General features: G+C 71.1%; 23 protein-coding genes and 1 pseudogene. 15 read left to right on the top strand and 9 right to left on the bottom strand.

The features are described from left to right. A partial coding sequence (locus ACFXB5_RS31315) for a serpin family protein (RefSeq protein ID WP_385214029.1) occupies positions 1 to 573 on the top strand: 573 nt, incomplete at its 5' end. A 38-nt stretch (positions 574 to 611) separates the two neighbouring features. Here ACFXB5_RS31315 and ACFXB5_RS31310 read toward each other — a convergent pair. Next, on the bottom strand, positions 612 to 1,436 hold the full coding sequence (locus ACFXB5_RS31310) for a tyrosine-protein phosphatase (RefSeq protein WP_385214026.1): 825 nt from the start codon (positions 1,434 to 1,436) through the stop codon (positions 612 to 614). A 166-nt stretch (positions 1,437 to 1,602) separates the two neighbouring features. Here ACFXB5_RS31310 and ACFXB5_RS31305 point away from each other — a divergent pair, with 166 nt between their 5' ends. Continuing rightward, entirely contained in the window at positions 1,603 to 3,714 is a 2,112-nt protein-coding gene (locus tag ACFXB5_RS31305; RefSeq protein ID WP_385214023.1) for an alpha-galactosidase, read from the top strand. Between the two features lie 79 nt (positions 3,715 to 3,793). Beyond that, positions 3,794 to 4,591 carry an SGNH/GDSL hydrolase family protein gene (locus ACFXB5_RS31300; RefSeq protein WP_037961648.1) on the top strand — a complete coding sequence of 266 codons (798 nt, stop codon included), beginning with the start codon at positions 3,794 to 3,796 and terminating at the stop codon, positions 4,589 to 4,591. A gap of 137 nt (positions 4,592 to 4,728) precedes the next feature. Here ACFXB5_RS31300 and ACFXB5_RS31295 read toward each other — a convergent pair whose 3' ends face one another. Continuing rightward, positions 4,729 to 5,172, bottom strand: coding sequence for an ATP-binding protein (locus ACFXB5_RS31295; RefSeq protein ID WP_243146363.1), 444 nt, complete (start codon positions 5,170 to 5,172; stop codon positions 4,729 to 4,731). A 136-nt stretch (positions 5,173 to 5,308) separates the two neighbouring features. On the opposite strand from ACFXB5_RS31295, the gene ACFXB5_RS31290 reads away from it, so the two are divergent. Together ACFXB5_RS31290 and ACFXB5_RS31285 are read left to right on the top strand one after the other, a co-directional pair. Beyond that, complete coding sequence (locus tag ACFXB5_RS31290; protein ID WP_385214019.1) at positions 5,309 to 6,175, top strand: helix-turn-helix domain-containing protein; 867 nt, start codon at positions 5,309 to 5,311, stop codon at positions 6,173 to 6,175. A gap of 3 nt (positions 6,176 to 6,178) precedes the next feature. Further along, on the top strand, positions 6,179 to 6,430 hold the full coding sequence (locus ACFXB5_RS31285; RefSeq protein WP_344317935.1) for a DUF397 domain-containing protein: 252 nt from the start codon (positions 6,179 to 6,181) through the stop codon (positions 6,428 to 6,430). Here the strand turns inward: ACFXB5_RS31285 and ACFXB5_RS31280 are convergent. From ACFXB5_RS31280 to ACFXB5_RS31270, 3 genes and pseudogenes are all read right to left on the bottom strand, one after another. Then, a pseudogene (locus tag ACFXB5_RS31280) lies at positions 6,384 to 6,857 on the bottom strand (radical SAM protein); the annotation flags it as partial. The gene ACFXB5_RS31285 and the pseudogene ACFXB5_RS31280 sit on opposite strands and share 47 nt — an antisense overlap. 423 nt (positions 6,858 to 7,280) lie before the next feature. Then, the gene (locus ACFXB5_RS31275; RefSeq protein WP_385214017.1) at positions 7,281 to 8,081 is read right to left on the bottom strand and encodes an alpha/beta fold hydrolase; all 801 of its coding nucleotides are present in this window, start codon (positions 8,079 to 8,081) and stop codon (positions 7,281 to 7,283) included. Positions 8,082 to 8,180: 99 nt separating this feature from the next. Beyond that, complete coding sequence (locus ACFXB5_RS31270; RefSeq protein ID WP_237515758.1) at positions 8,181 to 9,353, bottom strand: MFS transporter; 1,173 nt, start codon at positions 9,351 to 9,353, stop codon at positions 8,181 to 8,183. Positions 9,354 to 9,533: 180 nt separating this feature from the next. On the opposite strand from ACFXB5_RS31270, the gene ACFXB5_RS31265 reads away from it, so the two are divergent. The 6 genes from ACFXB5_RS31265 to ACFXB5_RS31240 all read left to right on the top strand — a co-directional run bounded on the left by ACFXB5_RS31265 (position 9,534) and on the right by ACFXB5_RS31240 (position 15,433). Then, positions 9,534 to 10,106: a TetR-like C-terminal domain-containing protein gene (locus tag ACFXB5_RS31265; RefSeq protein ID WP_237515757.1), complete on the top strand. Its 573-nt coding sequence runs from the start codon at positions 9,534 to 9,536 to the stop codon at positions 10,104 to 10,106. Positions 10,107 to 10,299: 193 nt separating this feature from the next. After that, positions 10,300 to 11,202 (top strand): glycoside hydrolase family 19 protein, encoded by a 903-nt coding sequence (locus tag ACFXB5_RS31260; protein ID WP_385214012.1) that lies wholly within the window; start codon positions 10,300 to 10,302, stop codon positions 11,200 to 11,202. 93 nt (positions 11,203 to 11,295) lie between these two features. Further along, on the top strand, positions 11,296 to 12,183 hold the full coding sequence (locus tag ACFXB5_RS31255) for a GNAT family N-acetyltransferase (protein ID WP_385214009.1): 888 nt from the start codon (positions 11,296 to 11,298) through the stop codon (positions 12,181 to 12,183). A gap of 69 nt (positions 12,184 to 12,252) precedes the next feature. After that, positions 12,253 to 13,521 (top strand): MBL fold metallo-hydrolase, encoded by a 1,269-nt coding sequence (locus ACFXB5_RS31250; RefSeq protein ID WP_385214006.1) that lies wholly within the window; start codon positions 12,253 to 12,255, stop codon positions 13,519 to 13,521. 219 nt (positions 13,522 to 13,740) lie between these two features. Continuing rightward, positions 13,741 to 14,610: a chitosanase gene (locus tag ACFXB5_RS31245; protein ID WP_385214003.1), complete on the top strand. Its 870-nt coding sequence runs from the start codon at positions 13,741 to 13,743 to the stop codon at positions 14,608 to 14,610. 97 nt (positions 14,611 to 14,707) lie between these two features. Beyond that, positions 14,708 to 15,433: an alpha/beta fold hydrolase gene (locus tag ACFXB5_RS31240; protein WP_385214001.1), complete on the top strand. Its 726-nt coding sequence runs from the start codon at positions 14,708 to 14,710 to the stop codon at positions 15,431 to 15,433. Positions 15,434 to 15,453: 20 nt separating this feature from the next. Here the strand turns inward: ACFXB5_RS31240 and ACFXB5_RS31235 are convergent, their stop codons facing one another. The 3 genes from ACFXB5_RS31235 to ACFXB5_RS31225 all read right to left on the bottom strand — a co-directional run bounded on the left by ACFXB5_RS31235 (position 15,454) and on the right by ACFXB5_RS31225 (position 18,659). Continuing rightward, positions 15,454 to 16,146, bottom strand: coding sequence for a gamma-glutamyl-gamma-aminobutyrate hydrolase family protein (locus ACFXB5_RS31235; RefSeq protein ID WP_385213998.1), 693 nt, complete (start codon positions 16,144 to 16,146; stop codon positions 15,454 to 15,456). A 137-nt stretch (positions 16,147 to 16,283) separates the two neighbouring features. After that, positions 16,284 to 17,780, bottom strand: a complete 1,497-nt coding sequence (gene eat, locus ACFXB5_RS31230) for an ethanolamine permease (protein ID WP_385213995.1) — start codon at positions 17,778 to 17,780, stop codon at positions 16,284 to 16,286. 126 nt (positions 17,781 to 17,906) lie between these two features. Next, a complete protein-coding gene (locus ACFXB5_RS31225) occupies positions 17,907 to 18,659 on the bottom strand; it encodes a FadR/GntR family transcriptional regulator (protein ID WP_385213992.1) in 753 nt (250 codons plus the stop codon). A gap of 123 nt (positions 18,660 to 18,782) precedes the next feature. Here ACFXB5_RS31225 and ACFXB5_RS31220 point away from each other — a divergent pair, with 123 nt between their 5' ends. The 4 genes from ACFXB5_RS31220 (at position 18,783) to ACFXB5_RS31205 (ending at position 23,363) form a co-directional block, all read left to right on the top strand. Further along, a complete protein-coding gene (locus ACFXB5_RS31220) occupies positions 18,783 to 20,150 on the top strand; it encodes a glutamine synthetase family protein (RefSeq protein WP_385213989.1) in 1,368 nt (455 codons plus the stop codon). A gap of 11 nt (positions 20,151 to 20,161) precedes the next feature. Continuing rightward, a complete protein-coding gene (locus tag ACFXB5_RS31215) occupies positions 20,162 to 21,544 on the top strand; it encodes an aldehyde dehydrogenase family protein (protein ID WP_385213986.1) in 1,383 nt (460 codons plus the stop codon). 1 nt (position 21,545) lies between these two features. Then, positions 21,546 to 22,328, top strand: coding sequence for a 3-oxoacyl-ACP reductase (locus tag ACFXB5_RS31210; protein ID WP_385213984.1), 783 nt, complete (start codon positions 21,546 to 21,548; stop codon positions 22,326 to 22,328). 69 nt (positions 22,329 to 22,397) lie between these two features. After that, on the top strand, positions 22,398 to 23,363 hold the full coding sequence (locus ACFXB5_RS31205; protein ID WP_385213982.1) for a DUF2510 domain-containing protein: 966 nt from the start codon (positions 22,398 to 22,400) through the stop codon (positions 23,361 to 23,363). A gap of 43 nt (positions 23,364 to 23,406) precedes the next feature. Here the strand turns inward: ACFXB5_RS31205 and ACFXB5_RS31200 are convergent, their stop codons facing one another. Continuing rightward, positions 23,407 to 24,603: an amino acid deaminase/aldolase gene (locus tag ACFXB5_RS31200; protein WP_385213979.1), complete on the bottom strand. Its 1,197-nt coding sequence runs from the start codon at positions 24,601 to 24,603 to the stop codon at positions 23,407 to 23,409. Positions 24,604 to 24,636: the final 33 nt, after the last annotated feature.

The following is a 24,636-nucleotide window of genomic DNA, read 5'->3' as shown; positions in this document are numbered from 1 at the left end:
CTCTCGGGCATCGCGGGTGACAACGGGCTGGACGTGCACCTGGTCCTCGGCGCCGAGGACGCCGTGGGCGGCGAGGTGCTGGAGGCGGGGATCGGCGCGGTGGCCGGGGAGTACCCGGGGCTGCCGGGCTCGGCGCTGCCGCTGGGCGAGGCCGGGCCCGGGGTCCGGGTCGGGGAGGTCACGAGCTGGGACGCCACCCCGTCGCTCTACCTCACCACCCCGCAGTTCACCGTGACCGCGCGGCACGATCTGCTGCGGTACGCGGAACTGTTCGGACTGCGCACCGCGCAGGACACCTCCCGCGGCCACTTCCCGGGGATCAGCCCGAGCCCGCTGGCCCTGTCCTCGGGGCAGCAGTCCATGACCGCGTCGTTCAGCGCCGAGGGGTTCTGGGCCGCGGCCGTGACCGCGTTCGCCATGGACGCGGCCGGGGTGCCGCAGCAGAAGGCGAAGCTGATCAGCGTGGCGTACGACCGCCCGTTCGGCTTCCTGGCGGTGCACCGCGCCACCGGTCTGGTGCTGACGGCGGGCTGGGTCACCGAGCCGGAGGCCGGGTCCGACACCATGTGGTGAGGCCCGCGAGCCCGTGGCCGTTCAGCACCCGAAGCCGCTCAGCCCGTGAGCAGCCGTTCCCGGAGCCGGTCGCGCTGCTCGGGGGCGAGGCCGAGCCCCTCGGCGAGATAGCGCTCGGTGCCGCCCCAGGTCTCCTCGATCGTGGTGAAGGCCGCCGCCAGATATTCGGCGCGCGCGTCGAACAGCGGCAGCAGCAGCGCCAAGACCTCAGGCGACATGGGGTCGGAGCCGTCTCCCGGAGAGCCCTTGCGCCAGATCTTGTAGCGCCGGTGGGCGGCGGCCGACTGGAGGTAGTCGGCCTCGATGGCCTCCTGGTCGACGCCGAGGGCCAGCAGGGTCACCGCGATGGACAGCCCGGCCCGGTCCTTGCCCGCCGAACAGTGCATCAGCACCGGTGAGCTGTCCTCGGCCATGTCGCGGAGGATCCGGCCGTGCTCGACGAGCCGGGTGGTGACGATGGAGCGGTAGGAGCGGATCATGCGCTTCTCGGCCCGGCCCTCGGAGAGCAGCTCGCGCAGGGTCTTCAGATCGCCCTCGCGCACCATCGTCCAGAACCCGGCTCCGTCGGCCGGGTCGGACAGCGGCAGATTGACGTTGCGGACCCCGGGCAGCGTGACGTCCGGGCCCTCCAGCTTGATGTCGGCGGCGTTGCGGAAGTCGAAGACGGTGTGCAGTCCGAGCGAGTCGAGGTAGGCGGTGTCCGCCTCGGTGGCATGGGCGAGATGGCCGCTGCGGAACAGCACTCCGGGCCGTACGCGGCGGCCGTCGGCAGCCGGCAGTCCACCGAGATCACGGAAATTACGTACCCCCACCAGTCGGCTTTCGGCCTGGGGGACCTGCGGCGACTGCGACTGCTGCGTCACGGGCTCTCCTTCACCATCGGCCGCCGACGCGGCTCGTCGACAAGGCGGCTGAGGCTGACCATACGACATGCGTGCAGCGGGCAATCGGTCCCGTGAGGGTGCGGGCATTGCCGCACCGCCCGCCCTCCCCGATCATGTTGACACCTGTGGAGAATTGGGGAATGCGATGATCGAAACCGGTGGAAGCGGTCGGCTCTGGGCGCTCTCGGGGCGGCACAGCAGCTACGCCCTGCGCCTCACCGACCGTGATGAGCTGCTCCATCTCCACTGGGGGCCGAGGATCGCGGTCGAGGACGCCGAGGCCCTCGCCGCCGAGCCGGGGCCGCCGGAATGGCCGTTCGAATCCCCGCTGGACGGGCGCGAGGAGTACCCCGTGGAGGGCGGCCCGCGCTTTGTGCGCCCCGCCCTGTCCGTACGCGCCGGGGACGTACGCGGCACCGAGTGGCGCTTCGACGGCGGCACCGTCCTCGACCCCGGCACCGGTGAGGAGCTGCGGCTGCGCTTCCACGATCCGCTGCTCCACCTCGACATCACCCTCCACTACCGGATGCGGGACGACGGCGATGTCATCGAGCGCTGGACTACCCTCGCCCACACCGGCACCGCCGGGCAGCGGCCGGTGGAGCTGCTGCGCGCCGACTCCGCCGCCTGGTCGCTCCCGGCGCGCGACCGCTGGCGGCTGTCCCACCTGCACGGCCGCTGGGCCGCCGAGAGCCGGCTCGCCCGCACCGAGCTCACCCCCGGTGAGAAGGTGATCGGCAGCCGCCGGGGCCACACGAGCCATCACCATCTGCCCTGGATCGCCATGGACGGCGGGGCGGCCACCGAGGAGAGCGGCGAGGTGCACAGCTGCGCGCTCGCCTGGTCCGGGGCCTGGCGGATCGCCGTCCAGCTGCTGAGCGACGGCGCCGTCCAGGCGGTGGGCGGGGTCGGCCACGACGACGCGGGCCAGCTGCTCCTCGGGCCCGGCGAGTCCTTCACCACGCCCGTCTTCGCGGGGCTGTGGACCGACGGCGGCTTCGGGGCCGCGAGCCGCGCCTGGCACGCCTGGCAGCTCGCGCATGTGATCCCCGGCGCCGACCGGTCCCGGCCGGTGCTCTACAACTCGTGGGAGGCCACCGAGTTCGAGGTGAGCGAGGAGCAGCAGCGTTCGCTCGCGCGGCTGGCCGCCGACATGGGCGTCGAGCTGTTCGTCGTGGACGACGGCTGGTTCGGGGCGCGCACCAGCGACCGGGCCGGGCTCGGCGACTGGACGCCCAACCCGGACCGCTTTCCGCACGGGCTGAAGCCGCTGGCCGACGAGGTGCACGCGCTCGGGATGGGGTTCGGCATCTGGGTCGAGCCGGAGATGGTCAACCCCGACAGCGACCTGTACCGCGCCCACCCCGACTGGGTGCAGCACCACCCCGGCCGGGCCCGCACCGAGTTCCGCAACCAGCTCGTGCTCAACCTCGCCCGCCCCGAGGTGCGCGCCTATCTGTGGGAGCGGCTGGACACCCTGCTGAGCGGCGCGCCCATCGACTATGTGAAATGGGACTTCAACCGCTCCTTCACGGACCCCGGCTGGCCCGGCGACCCCTATCCGCGGCGGCTGTGGATCGACCATGTACGCGGGCTGTACGAGCTGCTGGAGCGGCTGCGCGCCGCCCACCCCGGGGTCGCCTTCGAGTCCTGCTCGGGCGGCGGCGGCCGGATCGACCTCGGCGTCCTGGGCCTGACCGACCAGGTGTGGACCTCGGACAACACCGATCCGCTGGACCGGCTGGCCATCCAGCACGGCTTCGGCCAGCTCCACCCGGCCCGGGTGATGGCCGCCTGGGTCACCGACAGCCCCAACGCCATGGGCAACGCCCGGGTCAGCTCGCTGCGCTTCCGCTTCGTCAGCGCGATGGCCGGGGTGCTGGGCGTGGGCGGCGATCTGACCCGCTGGAGCGAGGCCGAACTCGCCGAGGCCCGCGACTGGGTGGCGCTCTACAAGCGGGTGCGCCCCGTCGTCCAGCACGGTGAGCTGCACCGGCTGCGGCCGCCGGAGGGCGACGGGCTCAGCGCGGTGCAGTACGTCCGGGGCGAGGAGACCGTCGTGCTGGCCTGGCTCCAGGCACAGCACCACGGCCGGGCACAGCTTCCGCTGCGGCTGCGCGGGCTCGACCCGGCGGCCACCTACCGGGATCTGGAGACCGGGGAGGTGTACCGGGGAGCGGTGCTCGCCCACCGGGGCCTGCGCACCGGGCTGAGCGGCGACCTGGACGCCGCCGTATTCCACCTTCGCCGAAACTGACCAGGTGGGATAGATCACCCCACGTCAAGCCCCGGTTACGGTGGCGTAAGTCACGCCATCGGGTGAATGATGTCCCGACGTGGCAGACGATAAGGAGAGATTCAGCAACGGTTCCATCGGGTCGTACGCAGCCGTCGGAGACAGCTTCACCGAGGGCGTCGGCGACCCCGGTCCTGACGGGGTGTTCGTCGGCTGGGCCGATCGGCTCGCCGTCCTGCTGTCCGACCAACGACCCCACGACGATTTCCGCTACGCCAATCTGGCCGTACGCGGTCGACTCCTTGACCAGATCGTGGCCGAGCAGGTGGCCCGCGCCATCGAACTCGGCCCCGATCTCGTCACCTTCTGCGCGGGTGGCAATGACATCCTGCGCCCCGGCAGTGACCCCGACGATGTGGCCGAGCGCTATGAGGCGGCCGTCGCCGACCTCCGGGCGCGGGTGGGCACGGTGCTGCTGTGCACCGGCTTCGACACCAGAGGGGTGCCCGTGCTGCGCCACCTGCGGGGCAAGATCGCTACGTATACGGCGCATGTGCGGGCGATCGCCGACCGCCACGGCTGCCCGGTGCTCGACCTGTGGTCGCTGCGCTCGGTGCAGGACCGCCGGGCCTGGGACGCCGACCGGCTGCATCTGTCGCCGGACGGGCACACCCGGGTCGCGCTGAGGGCCGGTCAGGTGCTCGGCCTCGACGTCCCGGCCGACCCCGATCAGCCCTGGCCCCCGGAGGGGCAGCGCACCGCGGCCGAGGTGCGCCGGGACAACATCCACTGGGCGCGCGAATATCTGGTGCCCTGGATCGGCCGACGGCTGCGCGGAGAGTCGTCGGGTGACCATGTGGAGCCCAAGCGGCCCGATCTGCTGCCGCTGCGGCCGTGAACGATCCGTGACCCGAAGCGGTCCCGGAGGAATAGGGGCAGACCCCCGTTGGCGCCCCGAGGCTGACCGCCCGGTGCGCTGTCGCTGCCCCTATTCCCTCGGCACCGCTCGTCCGTCGCGTCGTCGCCGCAGGGCCGCTATATCGCCAGGTAGGCCCAGACGGCGCGGCCCGCGCCGCCCTGGTTCGGCCTGACCCCCCAGGCCTCCGACATGGCCTCCACCAGCATCAGCCCGCGGCCGCCCTCCTGGTCCGCGCTCACCGACCGGGCCTCCGGCACCGTGCGCGCACAGCCCTGGTCGGCCACCTCGAGCCGCAGCCGGGTGCCTATGAGCTGGAGTGAGCAGCGAACGTCCTCGCTGGAGGTGTGGCGCACCGCGTTGGTGAAGAGCTCGGAGACGATCAACTCCGCGCTGTCCCGGGTGTCCTGGTCGATGCCCCATGAGCCCAGCCGCCGGACGACATGCCTTCTCGCCTCGGCGACGGACGTGCTCAGCGCCGGCAGACGAAACACGTCGTGGCGGGGCGGAGCGACCACGGTGCCGCCGCGCCCTAACCGGAGAGCCTCATAGGAAGGAGCCACGTCGACACTATGCTCTGTCACGCTCGCGTATGGCAAGGTTCAATCTGTAAATTACAGAATCGCAAGCGCAGGCTGTTCGGAATGCTGAGCCCATGCCAGACTGCTGTGTCGTGAAGGTACTTGGAGGGGGACGGTAGTGGCGGATGCGCGGGCGGGCGGAGCCCCGACCGTCCTGCGAGTCGTGCTCGGCAAACGGCTCCAGGACCTTCGGGAGAAGGCCGGGCTGTCATTCGAGCAGGCCGGGCGCGCCCTGGACGTCACCCATGCCACGATCCGGCGGATGGAGAAGGCCGAGGTCGGCCTGAAGCTCCCGTACGTCGAGAAGCTGCTGCGCACGTACGGCGTCGCCGACCCCGAGGAGGTCGAGGGGTTCCTCTCCCTCGCGCGCGAGGCCAACAAGGCCGGCTGGTGGCACCGGTTCCGGGACGTCCTGCCGGAGTGGTTCAACACCTTCGTCAGCCTGGAGGTCGAGGCCAATCTGATCCGGGCCTACGAACCGCACTACATCCCAGGCTTGCTGCAGACCGAGGACTACGCCCGCGCGGTGCTCCGCGCGGGCATGCCGCATGCGCCCGAATCGGAGATCGAGCGCAACGTAGCCCTCCGCATGGAGCGCCAGGCGCTGCTCACCCGGGACAACCCGCCGATGCTGTGGGTGGTCATGGACGAGACGGTGGTGCGCCGCCCCATCGGCGGTGCCGAGACCATGCGTGCCCAGATCACGCGGCTGATCGAGGAGGCGGAGGCCCCTCATATCCGGCTGCAGATCATGCCGTTCGACGCCGGTCCGCACCCGGCGATGTACGGTCCCTTCCATATCTTCCGGTTCCCGATCCCGGAGCTGCCCGATATCGCGTATACGGAGACGCTCGTCAGCGGCTCCTACTTCGACCAGCGCGATGACGTATCGGCGTTCCTGGAGGCCCTGGACCGGATGTGCGCGCAGGCCGCGCCTGCACAGACGACTCAGGCCATTCTGAGTCGCATTCGCAAGGAGATCTGAACGATGGATCGCATATGCGGGAATCGCGTCTACAGCGGCATGCCGGCGAGGGACCTCGGCAGCGAGGGCTGGCACAAGCCGTGGAGCGGTGGCAATGGGGGAAGCTGCGTCGAGGCGATGAGACTGACGGACGGGCGGGTGGCGCTGCGCCAGTCGACCGACCCGGACGGACCGGCCCTGATCTACACGCATCTGGAGATGAAACGCTTCATACAGAGTGCGAAGGCCGGGGAAGCGGACTTTCTGTTCCTGTGACGTCCTCCGTGACGTCCGGTTCTGTGACGCTCATCGTGACCAGGGGGATCGAGGGGGAAACAGTGTGACCGACCGACCATGAACCTACCGGCGGCGCCGGAACACGTTCCAGCACACCGCCGCCGAACACGTCGTACAGGGGAAGCGACTCCAGGTGCACATAGCCGATATGGCAGTCGCAGACGGCCAGCGGACAGGGGCGGGGCCGTAGCGCCGCGCGGTACGACCCGTCGTAGAGATTGCCCAGTTCCGTAGGGACGAAATGGCAGCGGCGCACCGTGCCGTCGCCGTCCACCGAGATCACCGAGGCGCCGGTCCGGCATGGCAGACCGGCGCTTCGGTGCGGATGGCGGCTGTAGCCGAAGAGCGGGTCCAGCGCGGTCCACTCGGCCGCCTCGGCGTCGGTGTAGGTATGGCCCTCGGCCGCAGCTTTGCCCGAACTGGGCTGAGCCAGTACAACCAGCTTGGGTGCTATCTGGTCTCGGATGCGGACAGTGAGGGCTACCAGTCGAAACTGGCTGACGAGATGGAAGCGGTTCAGCTTCGGATGGGCGCTGAACTCCTCGGTCATGCCCGCCTGATGCTCGGCGACCGGAAGACGGGCGCCCGAGAGCCCAGGTGACGTGCGGACAAGGAGACTTGACGGAATGTGCCGCCCTGGGGGCGACGGGTTCGACGGAGAGGTGGCAGACGTGGGTGACGCGCCGGGGCGGGCGTGTCAGCGCCGCACCTCAGCGTCGTGACCATCGACCGGCCCCCGGAAGGTGGACGCCGACACCTACCGCCCCGGGCGCGAGACCTGATCCCGCGCTCGGCCCCGGGCCGCGAGCGAGGGCCGGTTCCCGGATCCCTACTCGGTCCCCACGCCGGCCAGGATCTTCGCCGTGCCTTCGGGTGCCTCCACCTGGAAGTGGTGGGTGCCCAGGTCGACGAGCACGATGTCGAAGCGGTCCCCGTAGCGGTCGATCGCTTCACGCGTCACCAGGTCACGTATCGCGAACACGGTGATCGGCTGCTTGGTCTCGCGCAGCGCCGCGTCCATGTCCCAACGCACCAGACCCTCGATGGAACGCAGACCCGCGGGCTGCCGCACCGCGACCATCTTCTCGAAGTACGCATCCTTGAGAGCCGTGCTGGTCCCGGTCGGCGAACCTCCCTCGACGAGGCCCCGCACCGCTCCGGCGAAGTCCTCGCGGAACATGCGCAGCGTCGCGTCGGTCTGTTCGTCGCTCAGCGCCGGGAACAGGGACAGATAGTGCAGCGCGTCGAGTGCGACCACATGAGAGACCGTGGCAGGGAGCAGCCGGCCGACTTCGACGGCGACCGCCCCGCCGAGGGAGTGCCCGGCCACGACACATGTGTCCACCGACTCGGCTTCCAGCACTGCTGCCACGTCGCGGGCGAACTCCTCCATGGTCCAGACGTCCCGCGTCGACCGCGACTCGCCATGCTCGGCGAGGTCGATCGCGAGAACGCGGTAGTCCTCGGGCAGATGGTCGGTCACCGCGTCGAAGTCGCCGCGGTCGCATGCCCAGCCGTGGATGAGAGCCAGAGTCGGCCCTCCGGCGGGACCGCCGGCCGTGTACCGGATCGTCGTGTGGTCCGATCGCCGCACCTCGAGGTTCTTCCTGGGCCTGCTTGTCGTCGTCACGGTGTCTCCTTGTTCCGCATTGTGTAATGCCGTATCGGTTGGTGGATGAAAAGGGCGGTCTAGGGACGGTCTAGGGATCCTCTGCCGTTGGCCGGCCCCTCATCCGCACGGGGCCATGACGTCACGGCGCCGCGCCCGTACCCGGTTCAGGCGCAGGACGAGGACGGAGAAGGCGATCATCGCGATCGCCAGCGCGTAGCTCTCGGCGGCGGTCCTGAGTCCCAGGGTGGTGACGGCGATTCCCCCGAGTACGGCGGGCACGCTGTTTCCCAGATAGGCGATGACGTTCGCCAGCGCGAAGACCGCGCTGCGCTCGTGCGGCTCGGCGACCCGGGCGAAGGTGCCGAACGTCGCCAGCACCGACGCACCGAGGGCGAGGCCCGCGACGACGGTGCCGACGGCGGCAAGCCAGGTGAGGTCCTCCGCTATTCCGGCGAGTGATATCAGGGTGCCGAGCCCGAGCAGTGCGGACGAGGGCGTCAGCAGCGAGGACGCGGACCGGGAGCGGAGCAGGAAGACCGCGAGCGCGCCGGTGCCGGTCAGGAGCGTCACGACGACGCCGCCGACCAGATGACTGTGCAGCCCCAGCAACTTGGCCGCGACGGACGGGCCGAGCGAGAGGTACATCCCGGCCAGGGCCCAGCCCGCGATCATCGCCGGCACCACCGGGAGGATGTCCGCGCGCAGATGCGCGGGCATGGCGACCCGCGGACGCAGGGATGCGACGGCTCCCGGCCGACGGGGAGACGTCTCGGGCAGGACGGCGACGGCCACCGCCGCCAGCACCATTCCGCCGAACAGCAGCGCGTAGACCAGCCGGGTCGGGGCGGGGCCGAACTCCACCAGCACACCGGAGCCGAGAGCGCCGAGGGCGAGCCCGGTCAGGGGGGACACCGAGGTGACGGTGCCCGCGCGGCCACGGGCGTGCGGCGGTTCGAGGTCGACGAGGGTGGCGCTCAGGGTGGTCGTCGCCGCCCCGGTGGCGATGCCCTGCAGCACCCGGGCGGCGGCCAGGACGACCACGTTCCCGGCGGTGAGGAACAGCGTGAGCGCGACCATCTCCAGGCCGATCGCCGCGGCGAGCACCGGCCGGCGGCCGAGATGGTCCGACAGCGCTCCGACCACGAGCAGCGAGCCCAGCAGGCCGACCACATAGAGGGCGAATACGAGGGTCAGCACCCACGCCGTGAACTGCCATTGCCGCTGGTAGATCACATAGAGCGGGGATGGTGCGCTGGAGGCGGCCAGGAAGAGGACAAAGGTGGCGGCCACGGAGCGGAATGCACCCTTCCGTGGCACGTGGTGCGGATCGCCGACGGGCGCTGCGGCGGTGGCGGCGGATTCAATGGGCATATACGGCCTCGCAGTGAACTTTGCGTTAGTGGCCCCAAGGTACCACTAACGCACTGATCACTGCGCTAAAAAAGCAGCGATCAGTGCGATACTGGCGACATGCCCGCTACGACTTCCTCCGTGCCCCGCACCGGCAGCCGGCCCGGCGGCCGCTCCGCCCGCATCCGCGCGGCCGTCCACCGGGCCGTCAAGGAACTGCTCACCGACGAGGCCGACGAACTGCTGACGATCCCGGTCGTGGCCGCCCGGGCGGGCGTGCACGCCACCACGGTCTACCGCCGCTGGGGCTCCGTCGGCGACCTGCTCGCCGATGTCGCGACCAGCCGCTTCTCCGACGGCATCGTGGTGCCGGACACCGGAAGTCTCCGCGGTGACCTGGAACGCTATGCGTCCGACCTCGCCAAGGACCTCAACGACCCGGACACCCTCCCTCTGGTGCGCGCCACCATCGGCACGGCCGGGGAGCAAGGCGCCAGTGCGTGCACCGGAGAGCGTCAGCAGCAGCTCCAGGCCATGCTCGACCGGGAACGTGCCCGGGGCAATTGGGCCCCGACCGTCGAACGCGCCACCGAGGCTCTGCTCGCCCCCCTCTACTACCGGGCCGTCTTCACCGACCAGGCCCCCACCGCCGAATGGGCGCGCACCCTGGTGTCACACCTGCTGCCGGACTGACGGAACCGGCACCACCGGCCCCGGCGCCTTTCTTCCGGCATCCCGTGATGTCCGCTCTTCCGGTCATCCCGTGATGTCCGCCCTTTTACTCATCCCCGCACAAAGGTTTGGTCTATACCTTGACTGGTATAGACCAAACCGCTTGAGTGTCCCTCAGAGTTCCAGGGCCCCCCACACGAAGGAGATCGGCCCCATGTGGAGACGACGTGTTCTGGCGCCGCTCGCGGCGACCGCGGCGGTGTGCGCGAGTCTGTTTGTCATGCCCATGGCCTCAGCCTCGGCGGCGGGAACGACCGCCCAGGCGGCCTGCGACTACCCGAACTGGGTGGCGGGCAAGCCGTACGTCACCGGCGACATCGTCCGGTACACCGACGGCAAGTACTACCGCGCGGAGCACGACAACCCGGGCTATGACCCGGTGATCAGCACCTGGTACTGGGAGCCCTACAACTGCGGCGGCGAGGGCCAGAACCCGAGCGGCTTCGTGGTGAGCGAGGCGCAGTTCAACCAGATGTTCCCGAACCGGAACTCGTTCTACACCTACCAGGGCCTGACCGCCGCCCTGAGCGCCTACCCCGGCTTCGCCAACACCGGCAGCGACACCGTCAAGAAGCAGGAGGCGGCCGCCTTCCTGGCGAACGTCAACCACGAGACCGGCGGCCTGGTCCACATCGTGGAGCAGAACACCTCCAACTACCCGCACTACTGCGACTGGAACCAGCCCTACGGCTGCCCCGCGGGCCAGGCGGCGTACTACGGCCGCGGCCCGATCCAGCTCAGCTGGAACTTCAACTACAAGGCCGCGGGCGACGCGCTCGGCATCGATCTGCTCGGCAACCCCTGGCTGGTGGAGCGGGACGCCGCGGTGTCCTGGAAGACCGCCCTGTGGTTCTGGAACACCCAGCGCGGGGCCGGCTCGATGACCCCGCACGACGCCATGGTCAACCAGCGCGGCTTCGGCGAGACCATCCGCGCCATCAACGGCAGCCTGGAGTGCAACGGCGGCAACCCCGGCCAGGTGCAGAGCCGAATAGACGCCTACCAGCGGTTCGTTCAGATACTCGGCACCACCCCCGGCTCCAACCTGAGCTGCTGACCGGCCGCCGATGACCGGCGCCGAGCGGCCGTCCGGTCGGAAGCGAGGAAATTGAGGTGCGCCGCTCCGCCGCCACGCGCCAGCCTGGTGCACATGGCGTGGACGGTGACGTACGACCTCGAGGAGTTCCGGGCCGCGGCGGGTGGCTTCCTGCGCGCCCACCCGGCCCGGAACACCACTTTGCTCACTGTGGTCACTTCCCTCACGGTGGCGGGAAGCGGCAGATACGGCGCCGAGCCGCCGGTCTACGGCTGGTGGACCGGAGGGGGCGGGGCGGTGGAGGGCGCGTTCCTGTGCACCCCGCCGTACCCCCCGCTGCTCTCCGCCCTCTCCGGTGAGGCGGCCCGGGACCTCGCCCGCGCCCTCGCCCGGGACGGCGAGCTGAAGGTCACCGGGGTGAACGCGGGGCGCGAGACCGCCGAGACCTTCGCCGCCACCTGGCAGGACCTCGCCGGTGCGGTGAACACCGTCGAGCGGACCCACCGGCTCTATCGACTCGATGCCCTCACCCCGCCCGACCCCGCCCCACCGGGACGGCCCCGGACCGCCACCACCGCCGACCGGGACCTGCTGATCACCTGGTACGAGGGGTTCGCCCGCGAGACCGGCGCGCTGAGGGACGACGTCGCCGCGCAGGTGGACGACAAGCTCGGCCATGACGGGATCACGCTGTGGGAGCTCGACGGCCGGCCGGTGGCCTGCGCCGGGGTCAGCCGTACGATCGCCGGCATGGCCCGGGTCTCCTTGGTCTACACCCCGCCCGAGCTGCGCGGACGCGGCTACGCGGGCGCCGCCACGGCCGCCGTGAGCCAGGTCGCGCGGGACGCCGGGGCGAAGGAGGTCCTGCTCTTCACCGACCTCGACAACCCCACCACCAACGCCCTCTACCAGCGTCTCGGCTACCGCCCGCTGGAGGACCACCTGCTGCTGTCCTTCATCTCGGCCGAGCGGGCCGTTCCGGAACAAGGTCACCCCTCGTAAGAGTTGTGTCATTGCAGCCCAACGGCACCGCGCGTTGGAGCGCTCCCGCCCTCTCACCCTGGAGGCCCCGTGACCGGCTCACATCCGACACGTTCCCGGCTCACCGCCGCCCTGCGCCCCGCCGCCTTCGGGGCGGATCCCGGTGGGGAGCGGATGGAGCGCATCCGGCGGTCGCCGAACTTCGCGAACGGTGTGTTCGTCAACCCGGTGGGGGCCCGCACCGTCCCGTCCGGCTCGATGCTGAAGTTCGTGTCCACCTACTTCCGCAAGGAGGAGCGCGTCCGCCGGGCCCCGGCCGGGGCCGTGCCGGTGCATCCCACCACCGTTGCCGATCTGGCCACTCCGCCCGCCTCCGGGCTGCGGCTGACCTGGCTGGGGCACTCCAGTGTGCTGGCGGAGATCGAGGGGCGGCGGGTGCTGTTCGACCCCGTATGGGGACAGCGCTGTTCGCCCTTCTCGATGGTGGGGCCCAAGCGGTTGCACCCGGTGCCGGTGCCGCTGCGGGAGCTGGGGCCGGTGGACGCGGTGGTCATCTCCCATGACCACTACGACCATCTGGACATGCCCACGATCCGGGCGCTGGTGCGGAGCCACGCGATGTTCGTCGTCCCGCTCGGGGTGGGGGCACACCTGGAGCGCTGGGGCGTCCCGGCCGAGCGGATGACCGAGCTGGACTGGCACGAGTCCACCGAGGTCGCCGGGCTCACGCTCACCGCCACCCCGGCCCGCCACTTCTGCGGGCGCGGGCTGCGCAACACCCAGCACACCCTGTGGGCCTCCTGGGTGGTGGCCGGTTCCGGGCGCCGGATCTACCACAGCGGGGACACCGGCTACTTCTCCGGCTTCGCGGAGATCGGCGCGGCGTTCGGGCCGTTCGACGCGACCATGATCCAGATCGGTGCCTACTCCGATTACTGGCCGGACATCCATATGACCCCCGAGGAGGGCATGCGGGCCCATCTCGATCTCCAGGGCGGGGACCCGACGCGGGGGATCATGCTGCCGATCCACTGGGGCACCTTCAACCTCGCCCCGCATCCGTGGGAGGAGCCCGCCGAGGGCACGGTGAAGGCGGCCAAGGAGGCCGGGGCGACCGTGGCCGTTCCGCGTCCTGGCCAGCCGTTCGAGCCGGAGCGCGGGCTGCCGCTGGAGCCGTGGTGGCGGGCGATCGCGGCACGGCCAGTGACGGAGGTGCCGGCCGCGGCCGAGGGCGCGGTCGAGCCGGCCGTTCCCGCCGGACCGTCCGGCGCCGGGGCGACCGGGGCGTCCGGGACGACCGGAAAGCGTCCCGGGGCGACCGGCGGCGCGGACCCCGCGATGCCCATTCCCCAGTCGTAACACGGGAGTTGGCGCCGCCTCCCGAGGCAGTACGACACGGGCTGCTTCTTTGTCGAATGGCGCTGAATGGCGTCGAAACCCTTGTGGTGGACATGGCGCGCTCGCTTGAATGGTTAGGAAAGGTTCCTAACGGATCGTTCTCAGGGTCCGGGGCCGCCCCGGCGCGCCCTGGGGCGGCCGCGCGCACTTCCCCCACAGTCGACAAGGAACGGAGTCCCCATGTCCCCCATGCACAGGAGGATCGGCCTCGCGGCCGTGGCCGTCACGGTACCGGCCGCGCTCGTCTTCACCGGCGTCGGAGTCGGGCAGGCGTCCGACCACCTGCCGTCCTCGTCGGACGCGCGCCACACCCACTCCGCGCACAAGGCCGCGGCGGCGAGCAACCTGGACGACCCGGCGAAGAAGGAGATCGCCATGAAGCTGGTCTCCAGTGCCGAGAACTCCTCGCTCGACTGGCGCGCCCAGTTCAAGTACATCGAGGACATAGGCGACGGCCGCGGCTACACCGCGGGCATCATCGGATTCTGCTCCGGCACCGGCGACATGCTGGAACTCGTCGAGTACTACACCCAGCAGAAGCCCGGCAACGTCCTGGCCAAGTACCTCCCCGCGCTGCGCGACGTCGACGGCACCGACTCCCACGACGGCCTGGACCCGAACTTCACCAAGGACTGGAAGAAGGCCGCCGCCGACAAGGCGTTCCAGGACGCCCAGGAGCACGAGCGCGACCGCGTCTACTTCAACCCGGCCGTCAAGCAGGGCAAGGGCGACGGCGTGGGCGCGCTCGGCCAGTTCATCTACTACGACGCGATCGTGATGCACGGCCCCGGTGACAGCAAGTACAGCTTCGGTGGCATCCGTAAGACCGCCCTCTCCAAGGCCAAGTCCCCGGCGCAGGGCGGCAATGAGACCACTTATCTCAACGCCTTCCTCGACGCCCGTAAGGAGGCCATGAAGAGCGAGGAGGCGCACAGCGACACCAGCCGGGTCGACACCGAGCAGCGGAAGTTCCTCAACGAGAAGAACTTCGACCTGGCGCCCCCGTTGAAGTGGAAGGTCTACGGCGACCCGTACGAGATCAACTCCTGACCGCCGCGCCGGTCCCCGCTTGCTAAGCGGGACACTGTCCCATATCTTCAATCGGGACAGTGTCCCGTTTATTTGCGCGCGGATGGAGAGCAGAGCCATGTCGACATATCTGCTGGTGCACGGTGCCTGGCACAGTGGGCAGTGCTGGGAGCGGGTGGTCCCGCTGCTGGCGGCGGCCGGGCATCGGGTGTTGGCGCCGACACTGACCGGCTACGGCGACACGGCGCACCTCGCGGGCCCGGAGGTGGGGCTGGATACGCATGTCGACGACATCGTCGGGCTGATCACCGAAGAGGACCTCACCGACGTGGTGCTCGTCGGGCACAGCTATGCCGGGCTGGTCATCGCCGCCACCACCAACCGGGTCCCGGAGCGGATCGCGCAACTGGTCTATCTCGACGCGATGGATCCGGAGGACGGCGAGAGCGCGGCCGATGTGATGCCCGTTGTCCAGGGCTGGATCGACCAGGCCGTGACGTCGGAGAGCGGGTGGCGGATTCCGCCGCCGGACGTGATGCCGCCGCCCCACGGTCTGTTCGGGGTCACCGAACCGGCGGATGTGGAGTGGCTGCGGTCGATGCTGTCGGATCAGCCGGTGCGCTGCCTCCAGCAGCCGGTCCGGCTGGACAACCCGGCCGTGAACGCGATCCCGCGGACGCATATCCACTGCGTCGCCAATGTGCCGGAGGGCATCACCCGGCGACCCGTCCCCGCGATCCAGCCCAACGGCAGCCCGTCACAGGTGTGGGAATTGGCGACCGGTCACGACTGCATGGTCACCATGCCGGGTGAACTCACCGAACTGCTGCTCAAGCTCGGCTGAGTCAGTCCCCTCTCGGTTCCTCAGCCCGACGCCGCCTCCACCAGGGCGCGCATGACCCGTAGGTCGTCGCCCGCCTCCGGATGCCACTGGACACCCAGCACGAACGCCTCCGCGTCCGGCAGCTCCACCGCCTCCACCGTTCCGTCGTCCGTGGCGTGGGCCGAGGGCGTCAGTCCCTTGCCCAGGTGGGCCACGGACTGGTGGTGGAAGGTGGGGACGGACACCGGCTCCGGGAGGATCCCGGCGAGGAGCGTGCCCGGGACCGGCTTCACCTCGTGGTGGTCGAAGACGCCGGGCGGGCCCACATGACCGTCCAGGTGCTGGACGAGGGTGCCGCCGAGGGAGACGTTCAGGAGCTGGTGGCCGCGGCAGATGCCCAGCAGGGGAGTGCCCGACGCCAGGGCCGCCTCGATCAGGGCCAGCTCCCAGGCGTCCCGCTCCCGCGCGGGCGGCCCGGTGCGCGGCTCCACCTCGGCCCCGTACCGCACCGGTTCCACATCCGGGCCGCCGGAGATGACGAGCCCGTCGAGGCGGGAGACGACGGACGCGGCGGCGGCCCGGTCCTCGTCCGGTGGCAGCATCGCGGCCAGGCCGCCCGCGCGCTGGACGAGCAGGTGGTAGCCCGAGGGCAGCAGCGCGGCGGGGAGGTTCCACACGCCCCAGCTCGCCGAGGGTTCGAGATAGGTGCTGACGCCGATCAGGGGCTTGGACACCGGGGACTCCGATCTTCGTGGATCTGCTCGGTCGCGGGACGGTTCCCGGTCGCCGGGACCGCTCTCCGTCGCGGAACGGTTCTCGGCCGTGGGACGGTTCTCCCGTCGCGGGAATGCTCTCAGCCGCGGGAATGGTCTCAGTCGCGGGACAGTTCCGCCTCGGCCTCCGCCAGCGCCGCGAACTCCTCCTCCGGCGCGGCCGCGACCAGGCGGTGGCGGCTGTAGAAGGCGAAGTAGGCCAGCGCCACCGCGTAGACACCGAGCGCGATGAAGGCCGCGTCCTTGTCCACGAGGAAGGTGGCCACCAGCGCGGAGCAGGCCAGGACGAAGGCGAGGGACGACGTCACCGTGCCGCCGGGGGTGCGGTAGGGACGCTCCAGGCCCGGTTCACGGCGGCGCAGCACGATGTGGGAGAGCGACATCAGGGCGTACGAGATGGTGGCGCCGAACACCGCGGTGTTGAGCATCCGGGCGCCGTCGCCGGTCCACGCCGCGAGGGCGAAGCCGATGGCGCCCGGGACCAGCAGGCCCAGGTAGGGGGCCTTGCGGCTGCTGGTCAGCGAGAGGAAGCGGGGCAGATAGCCGGCCCGGGAGAGCGCGAACAACTGGCGCGAACCGGCGAAGATCAGCGAGAAGAAGGAGGCCACGAGCCCGGCGAGGCCCGCGTAGTTGACGACGCGGGACAGCACGGTGGCCTTGCCGTCCGGCTGGAGCGCCTCGACCAGCGGGTTGCCCGCCTCCTGTACGGCATTCGGGCCGCGCGCCCCCGTCGCCGCGAGGAAGGTGAGCAGGGCGAGGAGCAGCAGGATGCCCATGGACCAGGCCATGGCCTTCGGCAGCGTACGGGCCGGGTCCCGGGTCTCCTCCGCCGCCAGCGGCACCCCCTCGACGCCCAGGAAGAACCACATGCCGAAGGGGAACGCCGACCAGATGCCGAGCAGCCCGAACGGCAGCCAGGAGCTCGCGCCGAAGGAGGAGTGGTCCGCCGGGATGTTGTTGAGCGAGCCCGCGTCGAAGTCGGTGAGGGCGCCGACGGCGAAGACCAGCAGCGCGGCGACGGCGATGGCGGTCACGACCAGGCTGAACCGCAGGGCCTCGCCCACGCCCCACAGATGGATGCCGATGAAGATGACGAAACACGCCAGATAGACCGGCCAGCCGGACTCCAGGCCGAAGAGCCCGAGCGACTCGACGTAGTCGCCGATGAAGATGGAGATGGCGGCGGGCGCCAGGACGTACTCGATGAGGATCGCCGTGCCGGTGAGGAAGCCGCCCCAGGGGCCGAGGGCGCGCCGCGCGAAGCCGTAGCCGCCGCCCGCGGTGGGGAGGATCGCGGCCAGCTCCGCCAGGGCGAACACCATGCAGGCGTACATCAGGCCCATCAGCAGGGCGGCGATGGCGAGTCCGCCGAAGCCGCCCTCCGCCAGGCCGAAGTTCCAGCCCGAGAAGTCGCCGGAGACGACGTAGGCGACGCCGAGGCCGGTCAGCAGCAGCGGGCCCGCGCTGCCGCGCCGCAGGGTGCGGCGCTCCAGATACGCGTCCTCGGGGGACGGCGCCGGGCCGCCGCCCGGCGGGGCGCCGCCGGTGGAGGCGCCGGCGGATTGGGTGCGGGCGGATTCGGTACCGTCGGCCATGGGGGACACTCCTGCTCCACACGAGGGGGCGATGGCAAAGGTGTGGGGCCATACCTTTGCCTTCCGGTCGGCGATGCGCAAGACCTCTGCGTAAAACCGTGGTTAAGGACCCCCGGGGCCGGCCGGTCAGACCAGGAAACCGCGCAGCAGCGCCGCCGTGCCCTCGCAGTGTTCCCGCATCACCTCGCGCGCCCCGTCCGCGTCCCCGTCCAGCACCGCCTCGACCAGCGCCCCGTGCTGGGCCTGGGAGTGCTCGAGGTTCTTGACCAGCAGCGGGATACAGTCCAGCAGGTCGTTGACGGTCGCGCGGACGGCCGCGTACTGGGCGGCCAGCGACGGTGAGCCCGCCAGCTCCGCGAGCGTGAGGTGGAGCATCGTGTCCAGGCGGCGGTAGTCGGCCAGCGGGGCGTCCCGCGTCGCGTCCAGAGCCGCCCGCAGCCGCCGCGCCTGCCCCTCGGCCAGCCCGTGCGCGGCGCACAGCCCCGCCGCGCCCACCTCCAGGACCTCGCGGAACCGCAGGGTGTCCTCGACGTCGACCGCCTCGACCCGGCGCCGCAGCTCGTCCTCGCCGCCGCCCTCGGCGGGCTCGGGCCTGGCCCGGACGAAGGTGCCGCCATAGCGGCCGCGGCGGCTCTCCACCAGCCCCTGGTCCTGCAGCACCTTCAGCACCTCGCGCAGGGTCACCCGGCTGATCCGCAGCCGGTCGGCCAGCTCCCGCTCGGCCGGGAGCCGGCCGCCGTCGGGGACCAGCCCCAGCCGCAGCACCTGGAGTATCTGCTCCAGCGCCTCCTCGAAGCCGTTCCCCGCGCGCACCGGGCGCAGCACCGGCGCCAGCCGGTCGTCCGCCGCGCTCCCGCGCCCACTCCCGCTCTCGCTCATCGAACCGTCCGCACCTACTTCCCAATCAATGGTCTGCGGTATTACCTTAAGGCCACCCCACGCCCCCCAACCCCTCTCCGCACCCTCCGTTCCCCCGCATTCTCCGACGCAGGAGGCCCCACCGTGGCAGACCGCACGCCCCCGCTCTCGGTCGACGAGCTGACCAGACTGGTCGCCGCCGGGGAGATCGACACCGTCGTCCTGGCCTTCACCGATATGCAGGGAAGGCTCCAGGGCAAGCGGTTCGCCGCCCGCTTCTTCCTCGACGATGTCCTTGCACACGGCACCGAGGGCTGCAACTACCTCCTCGCCGTCGACACCGACATGAACACCGTCGACGGCTACGCCATGTCCTCCTGGGAGCGCGGCTACGGCGACTTCGCCATGCACGGCGACACCGCCACCCTGCGCCGCACCCCCTGGAACCCCGGCACCGCCCTCCTCACCGCCGACCTCGCCTGGCACGACGGCAGCCCGGTGGTCGCCTCCCCGCGCCAGATCCTGCGCCGTCAGCTCGACCGGCTCGCCGAACGCGGCTGGACCGCGTACACCGGCACCGAGCTGGAGTTCATGGTCTTCAGGGACAGCTACGAGCAGGCGTGGAACACCGGCTACCGCGGACTGACCCCCGCCAACCAGTACAACGTCGACTACTCGGTCCTCGGCACCGGCCGGGTCGAGCCCCTGCTGCGCCGCATCCGCAACGAGATGGGCGCCGCCGGGATGACCGTCGAGTCGGCCAAGGGGGAGTGCAACCTCGGCCAGCACGAGATCGCCTTCCGCTACGACGACGCCCTGACCACCTGCGACCAGCACGCCGTCTACAAGACCGGCGCCAAGGAGATCGCGGCCCAGGAGGGCATGGCGCTCACCTTCATGGCCAAGTACGACGAGCGCGAGGGCAACTCCTGCCATATCCACCTCTCGCTGCGCGACGAGGCCGGGCACTCCGTGCTCGCCGACGACGACGGTGAGTACGGCATGTCGAAGACCATGCGCCACTTCCTCGCCGGACAGATCGCGGCGATGCGCGACTTCACCCTGCTCTACGCCCCGAACATCAACTCCTACAAGCGGTTCCGCCCCGGCTCCTTCGCGCCCACCGCCGTCGCCTGGGGCCCGGACAACCGCACCTGCGCGCTGCGGATCATCGGCCACGGCCCCTCCCACCGCCTGGAGAACCGGCTCCCCGGCGGCGATGTCAACCCGTACCTGGCCGTGGCCGGGATGGTGGCCGCCGGGCTCCACGGCGTGGAACAGGAGCTGGAGCTGCCCGAGGTCTGTACCGGCAACGCCTACACCGGCGACGCCGAGCACGTCCCGACCTCGCTGCGCGACGCCGCCGAGCTGTGGCGGAACAGCCCCATAGCGCGGGCCGCCTTCGGCGACGAGGTGGTCGAGCACTACCTCAACATGGCGCGCGTCGAGCAGGACGCCTATGACACCGCCGTCACGGACTGGGAGCGCTTCCGGTCCTTCGAGCGCATGTGAGGAACCAGCGAGTGAGCACCGAACACCCCCACGAACACCACATCCTCAACCCGGCCACCGAGGAGGTCATCGCCACCGTCCCCGCCGCCACCCCGGACGAGGTGGCCGCCGCCGTGGCCCGCGCCACCGAGGCGCAGCGCGGCTGGGCCGCGCTCGCGCCCGCCGACCGCGCCCGGCTGCTGCGCCGCTTCGCCGCCGCCGTGGACGGGCACCTCGAGGAGCTGGCCGCCCTCGAGGTCCGCGAGGCGGGCCATCCGATCGGCAACGCCCGCTGGGAGGCGGGCAATGTGCGCGATCTGCTGGACTACGCGGCCGGGGGAGCGGAGCGGCTGAGCGGCGCCCAGATCCCGGTGGCCGGTGGTCTGAACGTCACCTTCCATGAGCCGCTGGGCGTGGTCGCGGTCATCGCGCCGTGGAACTTCCCCATGCCGATCGCCGCCTGGGGCACCGCGCCCGCCCTGGCCGCCGGAAACGCCGTCGTCCTCAAACCGGCCGAGACCACCCCGCTCACCGCGCTCCGGCTGGCCGAACTCGCCCCGGAGGCGGGCCTGCCCGAGGGGCTCTTCCAGGTGCTGCCCGGGGCCGGGCCGGTCGCGGGCGCCGCGCTGGTCGAGCACCCCGGCGTCGCCAAGGTCGTCTTCACCGGCTCCACGGCCGTCGGCAAGGAGATCATGGCCAAATGCGCCGCGGGCGTGAAGCGGGTGACCCTCGAACTCGGCGGCAAGAGCCCGAACATCGTCTTCGCCGACGCCGACCTCGAGCGCGCCGCGGCCGCCGCGCCCGGCTCCTTCCTGGACAACACCGGACAGGACTGCTGCGCCCGCAGCCGCATCCTGGTCCAGCGTGGCGTCTACGACCGGTTCATGGAGCTGCTGGCGCCCGCCGTGACGTCCTTCGCGGTCGGCGACCCGGCCGACCCCGCCACCGCCATGGGCCCGCTGATCTCGGCCGCCCAGCGGGAGCGCGTACGGTCCTACGTACCCGAGGACGCGCCCGCCGCGATCCGCGGCGAGGCCCCGAAGGGCAAGGGGTTCTGGTACCCGGCCACCGTGCTGGAGGCCACCGGCCCCGGGGACCGCACCGCCGTGGAGGAGATCTTCGGCCCCGTCGCCGTCGTCCTCCCCTTCGAGGACGAGGCCGACGCCGTACGGCTGGCCAACGCCACCGACTACGGCCTGTCCGGTTCGATCTGGACCCGTGACGTGGGCCGCGCGGTCCGGGTCTCGCGCGCCGTCGCCGCCGGGAACCTGTCCGTCAACTCGCACAGCAGCGTGCGGTACGCCACCCCCTTCGGCGGCTACAAGCAGTCCGGCCTGGGCCGGGAGCTGGGCCCCGACGCCCTTGCCGCCTTCACCGAGACCAAGAACGTCTTCATCAGCACCGAGGAGCAGTGACGTGACCGAGACCCCCGTGTGCCGCCGCCTGGTGGGCCGTACCGCCGTCATCACCGGAGCGGGCAGCGGCATCGGCCTGGCCACCGCGCGCCGCCTGGCCTCCGAGGGCGCGCAGGTCGTCTGCGCCGATATCGACGAGAGCGCGGGCAAGGCCGCCGCCGACGAGGTCGGCGGGCTCTACGTGCGAGTGGACGTGACCGACCCCGAGCAGGTCGAGGCGCTCTTCAAGACCGCCTTCGACACCTACGGTTCGGTGGACATCGCGTTCAACAACGCCGGGATCTCCCCGCCCGACGACGACTCGATCCTCACCACCGGGCTCGACGCCTGGAAGCGGGTCCAGGAGGTCAACCTCACCTCCGTCTATCTGTGCTGCAAGGCCGCGCTGCCGTACATGCGGCGGCAGGGCCGGGGCTCCATCATCAACACCGCCTCGTTCGTGGCCGTGATGGGCGCCGCCACCTCCCAGATCAGCTACACCGCCTCCAAGGGCGGGGTGCTGGCCATGTCCCGCGAACTGGGCGTGCAGTTCGCCCGCGAGGGCATCCGGGTCAACGCGCTGTGCCCGGGGCCGGTCAACACCCCGCTGCTGAAGGAGCTGTTCGCCAAGGACCCGGAGCGGGCCCGGCGCCGGCTGGTGCACGTGCCGGTGGGCCGGTTCGCCGAACCGGAGGAGATCGCCTCCGCCGTGGCCTTCCTGGCCAGCGATGACGCGTCCTTCGTCAACGCCGCCGAGTTCCTCGTGGACGGCGGGATCGCCGGGGCATATGTCACGCCGTTGTAGTCCGGGTGCGTAGTCCTGCTATCCACGGTGTACGGACCCCACCCCTGGCCATAGTCTGACCATGTGACCATGAACACGCCCCCCGGCTGGTACCCCGATCCCGGCTACGCAGGTAACGGCCCCGCCATGGAACGGTGGTGGGACGGCTCGGCCTGGACCGAGTACACCCGTGATGCCTCGGGCGCCGCGGACCCGGCCTTCGGCCCGCCGCCGCCCCCCTACCTGCCAGGGCGGCAGGGGGGACACGGCCACAGCCGGGGCCGCGGGCCGAGGATCGCGGCGCTCTCCGTCGCCGTCGGCGTCGTCGTCGCCGCGATCGTCGGTGGCATCGTGCTGCTGGGCGACGGCGGCGACGGCGGTGGGAACGCCCAGACCGGGCCCGCCCCCAGCACCTCCGCGCCGGACGACGGCGGCGACCCGGCCCCGGACCTCCCCACCCCGGACAACCCCTCGGAGGGGCCCACCGAGAGCCCCAGCGCACCGCCCAGCTACGACCCGGACACCGCCCCGGACCCGGGCAACGGCATCAGCCTGCCGGTGCTCTCCGGCTGGCAGGCGGGGCGCAGCAGCTCCGGCGGCGCGGGCGTCACCACCTCCCGCTACCCCTGCCCGGGCGACCCGTCCACCGACTGTGTGCGCGGCGGCGCCTTCTCCCGGACCGCCGAGGGCTACAAGGCCACCTCCGCCAAGGGCATAGCCAAGGAGGACATCGCGCAGAACGCCGAGGAGTCCTACGGCACGGACCAGGACACCGATCGCAAGGCGTACGGCGGGATCACCTCCCATAAGCAGCTGAAGGCGTCGGCGGTCGAGGTCGCGGGCAAGAAGGGCTATCTGGTCCGCTGGAAGGTGGTGACGAAGAAGGGCGACGACGGCATCGTCCAGTCGGTGGCGTTCCCCTCGCCCACCATGCCCGACACGATGGTCGTGGTGCGCTTCGGGTTCGACGAGAGCGACAAGGCGCCGCCGCTCAGCGACATGGACAAGATCGTCAAGGGCATCGAGGCACTGGCGGGCGACGGCCGGTCCATCTAGACGCGCTGTCGGCGCATTCCGGTCGTTGCTCGAAAGGTATCGGTCAGAGGAACGTCCTGCCCTCGCCCCGGTACGTCGGCACCTCGGCCACCACCCGGTCCCCCTCGATCAGCCGCAGCGTGTCGAACCGCTCGCACAGCTCACCGGCCTTGGCGTGCCGGAACCACACCTTGTCGCCGATCAGCAGATCGTCGGCGGCCGTGCCAAGCAGCGGGGTCTGCACCTCGCCCGGCCCCTCCATCGAGTCGTACACCAGCCCCTCCGGCAGATACGGCACCGGCAGCCGGTCCCGGCCCGCCGCGCCCGACGCCGGATAGCCGCCGCCGAGCACCGTCACCACGCCCACCCCGGGACGGCGCACCACCGGCTGGGCGAACAGGGCCGCCGGGCGGCCGCGGAACGAGGTGTAGTGATCGAACAGACGCGGCTGGTAGAGCCCGGATCCGGCGGCGATCTCGGTCACCGCGTCCTCCGCGGCGGTGTGCTGCACACTGCCCGTACCGCCGCCGTTGACGAACTCCAGGTCCGCCACGGCCCGCACCGCCCGTACGGCCGCGGCCCGGCGCGCCGCGAGCTCCCGGCGCGCCATGGACTGCATCAGCCGGATGGCGCGCGAGCGCAGCGGGCTCCCGGGCACCGCGTCGCCCACGCCCGCCACATGCCCCTCGTACGCCATCAGCCCGACCAGCCGGAAGCCGGGGCGGTCGGTGACCGCCCGCGCCAGGGCGGCCAGTTGCTCCGGTTCGCGCAGCGGTGAGCGCAGCGTCCCGACCCGTACCCGCCCGCCGAGCATCCGCAGCGAGGTGTCCAATTCCAGGCAGACCCGGACCTCTTCGGTCCCGGCACGAACGCTGTCGATCAGATCGAGCTGGGCGAAGTCGTCCACCATGACGGTCAGGGCCTCGGCCAGCTTGGGGTCGCCGGTCAGGGTGGCGAAGCCGTCCCGGTCGGCGGAGGGGTAGGCGAGCAGCACGTCGTCGAACCCCTCGCGGGCCAGCCACAGCGACTCCGGGAGCGTGAAGCTCATGATCCCCGCGAAGCCGTCGAACGCGAGCGCCCGCTCCAACAGCGCACGGCAGCGCACCGATTTGCTGGCCACGCGGATCGGTTTGCCTCCCGCCCTGCGGACCAGATCCCGTGCGTTGTCGTCGAAGGCTTCCACGTCGACAATCGCCACGGGGGCTTCGAGATGGGCGGTGGCCCGGTCGTACCGGGCCCGTTCAGCGGCGGCAGCGGACATGGACGCAGCTTGCCAGACCGCTATTACCACTGG

The organism is Streptomyces sp. NPDC059455, from assembly GCF_042750115.1.
In the GTDB taxonomy this organism is placed as follows: Bacteria; Actinomycetota; Actinomycetes; order Streptomycetales; family Streptomycetaceae; genus Streptomyces; species Streptomyces endocoffeicus.
This window is presented reverse-complemented; position numbering and strand designations above follow the sequence as displayed.

What these genes read in the sequence shown, in the direction of transcription:
- ACFXB5_RS31255 (WP_385214009.1), top strand. Translation starts at nt 11,296, where the DNA reads ATGGCGTGGACGGTGACGTACGACCTCGAGGAGTTCCGGGCCGCGGCG.
- ACFXB5_RS31225 (WP_385213992.1), bottom strand. Translation starts at nt 18,659, where the DNA reads ATGAGCGAGAGCGGGAGTGGGCGCGGGAGCGCGGCGGACGACCGGCTG.
- ACFXB5_RS31245 (WP_385214003.1), top strand. Translation starts at nt 13,741, where the DNA reads ATGTCCCCCATGCACAGGAGGATCGGCCTCGCGGCCGTGGCCGTCACG.
- ACFXB5_RS31305 (WP_385214023.1), top strand. Translation starts at nt 1,603, where the DNA reads ATGATCGAAACCGGTGGAAGCGGTCGGCTCTGGGCGCTCTCGGGGCGG.
- ACFXB5_RS31265 (WP_237515757.1), top strand. Translation starts at nt 9,534, where the DNA reads ATGCCCGCTACGACTTCCTCCGTGCCCCGCACCGGCAGCCGGCCCGGC.
- ACFXB5_RS31205 (WP_385213982.1), top strand. Translation starts at nt 22,398, where the DNA reads ATGAACACGCCCCCCGGCTGGTACCCCGATCCCGGCTACGCAGGTAAC.
- eat (WP_385213995.1), bottom strand. Translation starts at nt 17,780, where the DNA reads ATGGCCGACGGTACCGAATCCGCCCGCACCCAATCCGCCGGCGCCTCC.
- ACFXB5_RS31200 (WP_385213979.1), bottom strand. Translation starts at nt 24,603, where the DNA reads ATGTCCGCTGCCGCCGCTGAACGGGCCCGGTACGACCGGGCCACCGCC.
- ACFXB5_RS31240 (WP_385214001.1), top strand. Translation starts at nt 14,708, where the DNA reads ATGTCGACATATCTGCTGGTGCACGGTGCCTGGCACAGTGGGCAGTGC.
- ACFXB5_RS31260 (WP_385214012.1), top strand. Translation starts at nt 10,300, where the DNA reads ATGTGGAGACGACGTGTTCTGGCGCCGCTCGCGGCGACCGCGGCGGTG.
- ACFXB5_RS31285 (WP_344317935.1), top strand. Translation starts at nt 6,179, where the DNA reads ATGGATCGCATATGCGGGAATCGCGTCTACAGCGGCATGCCGGCGAGG.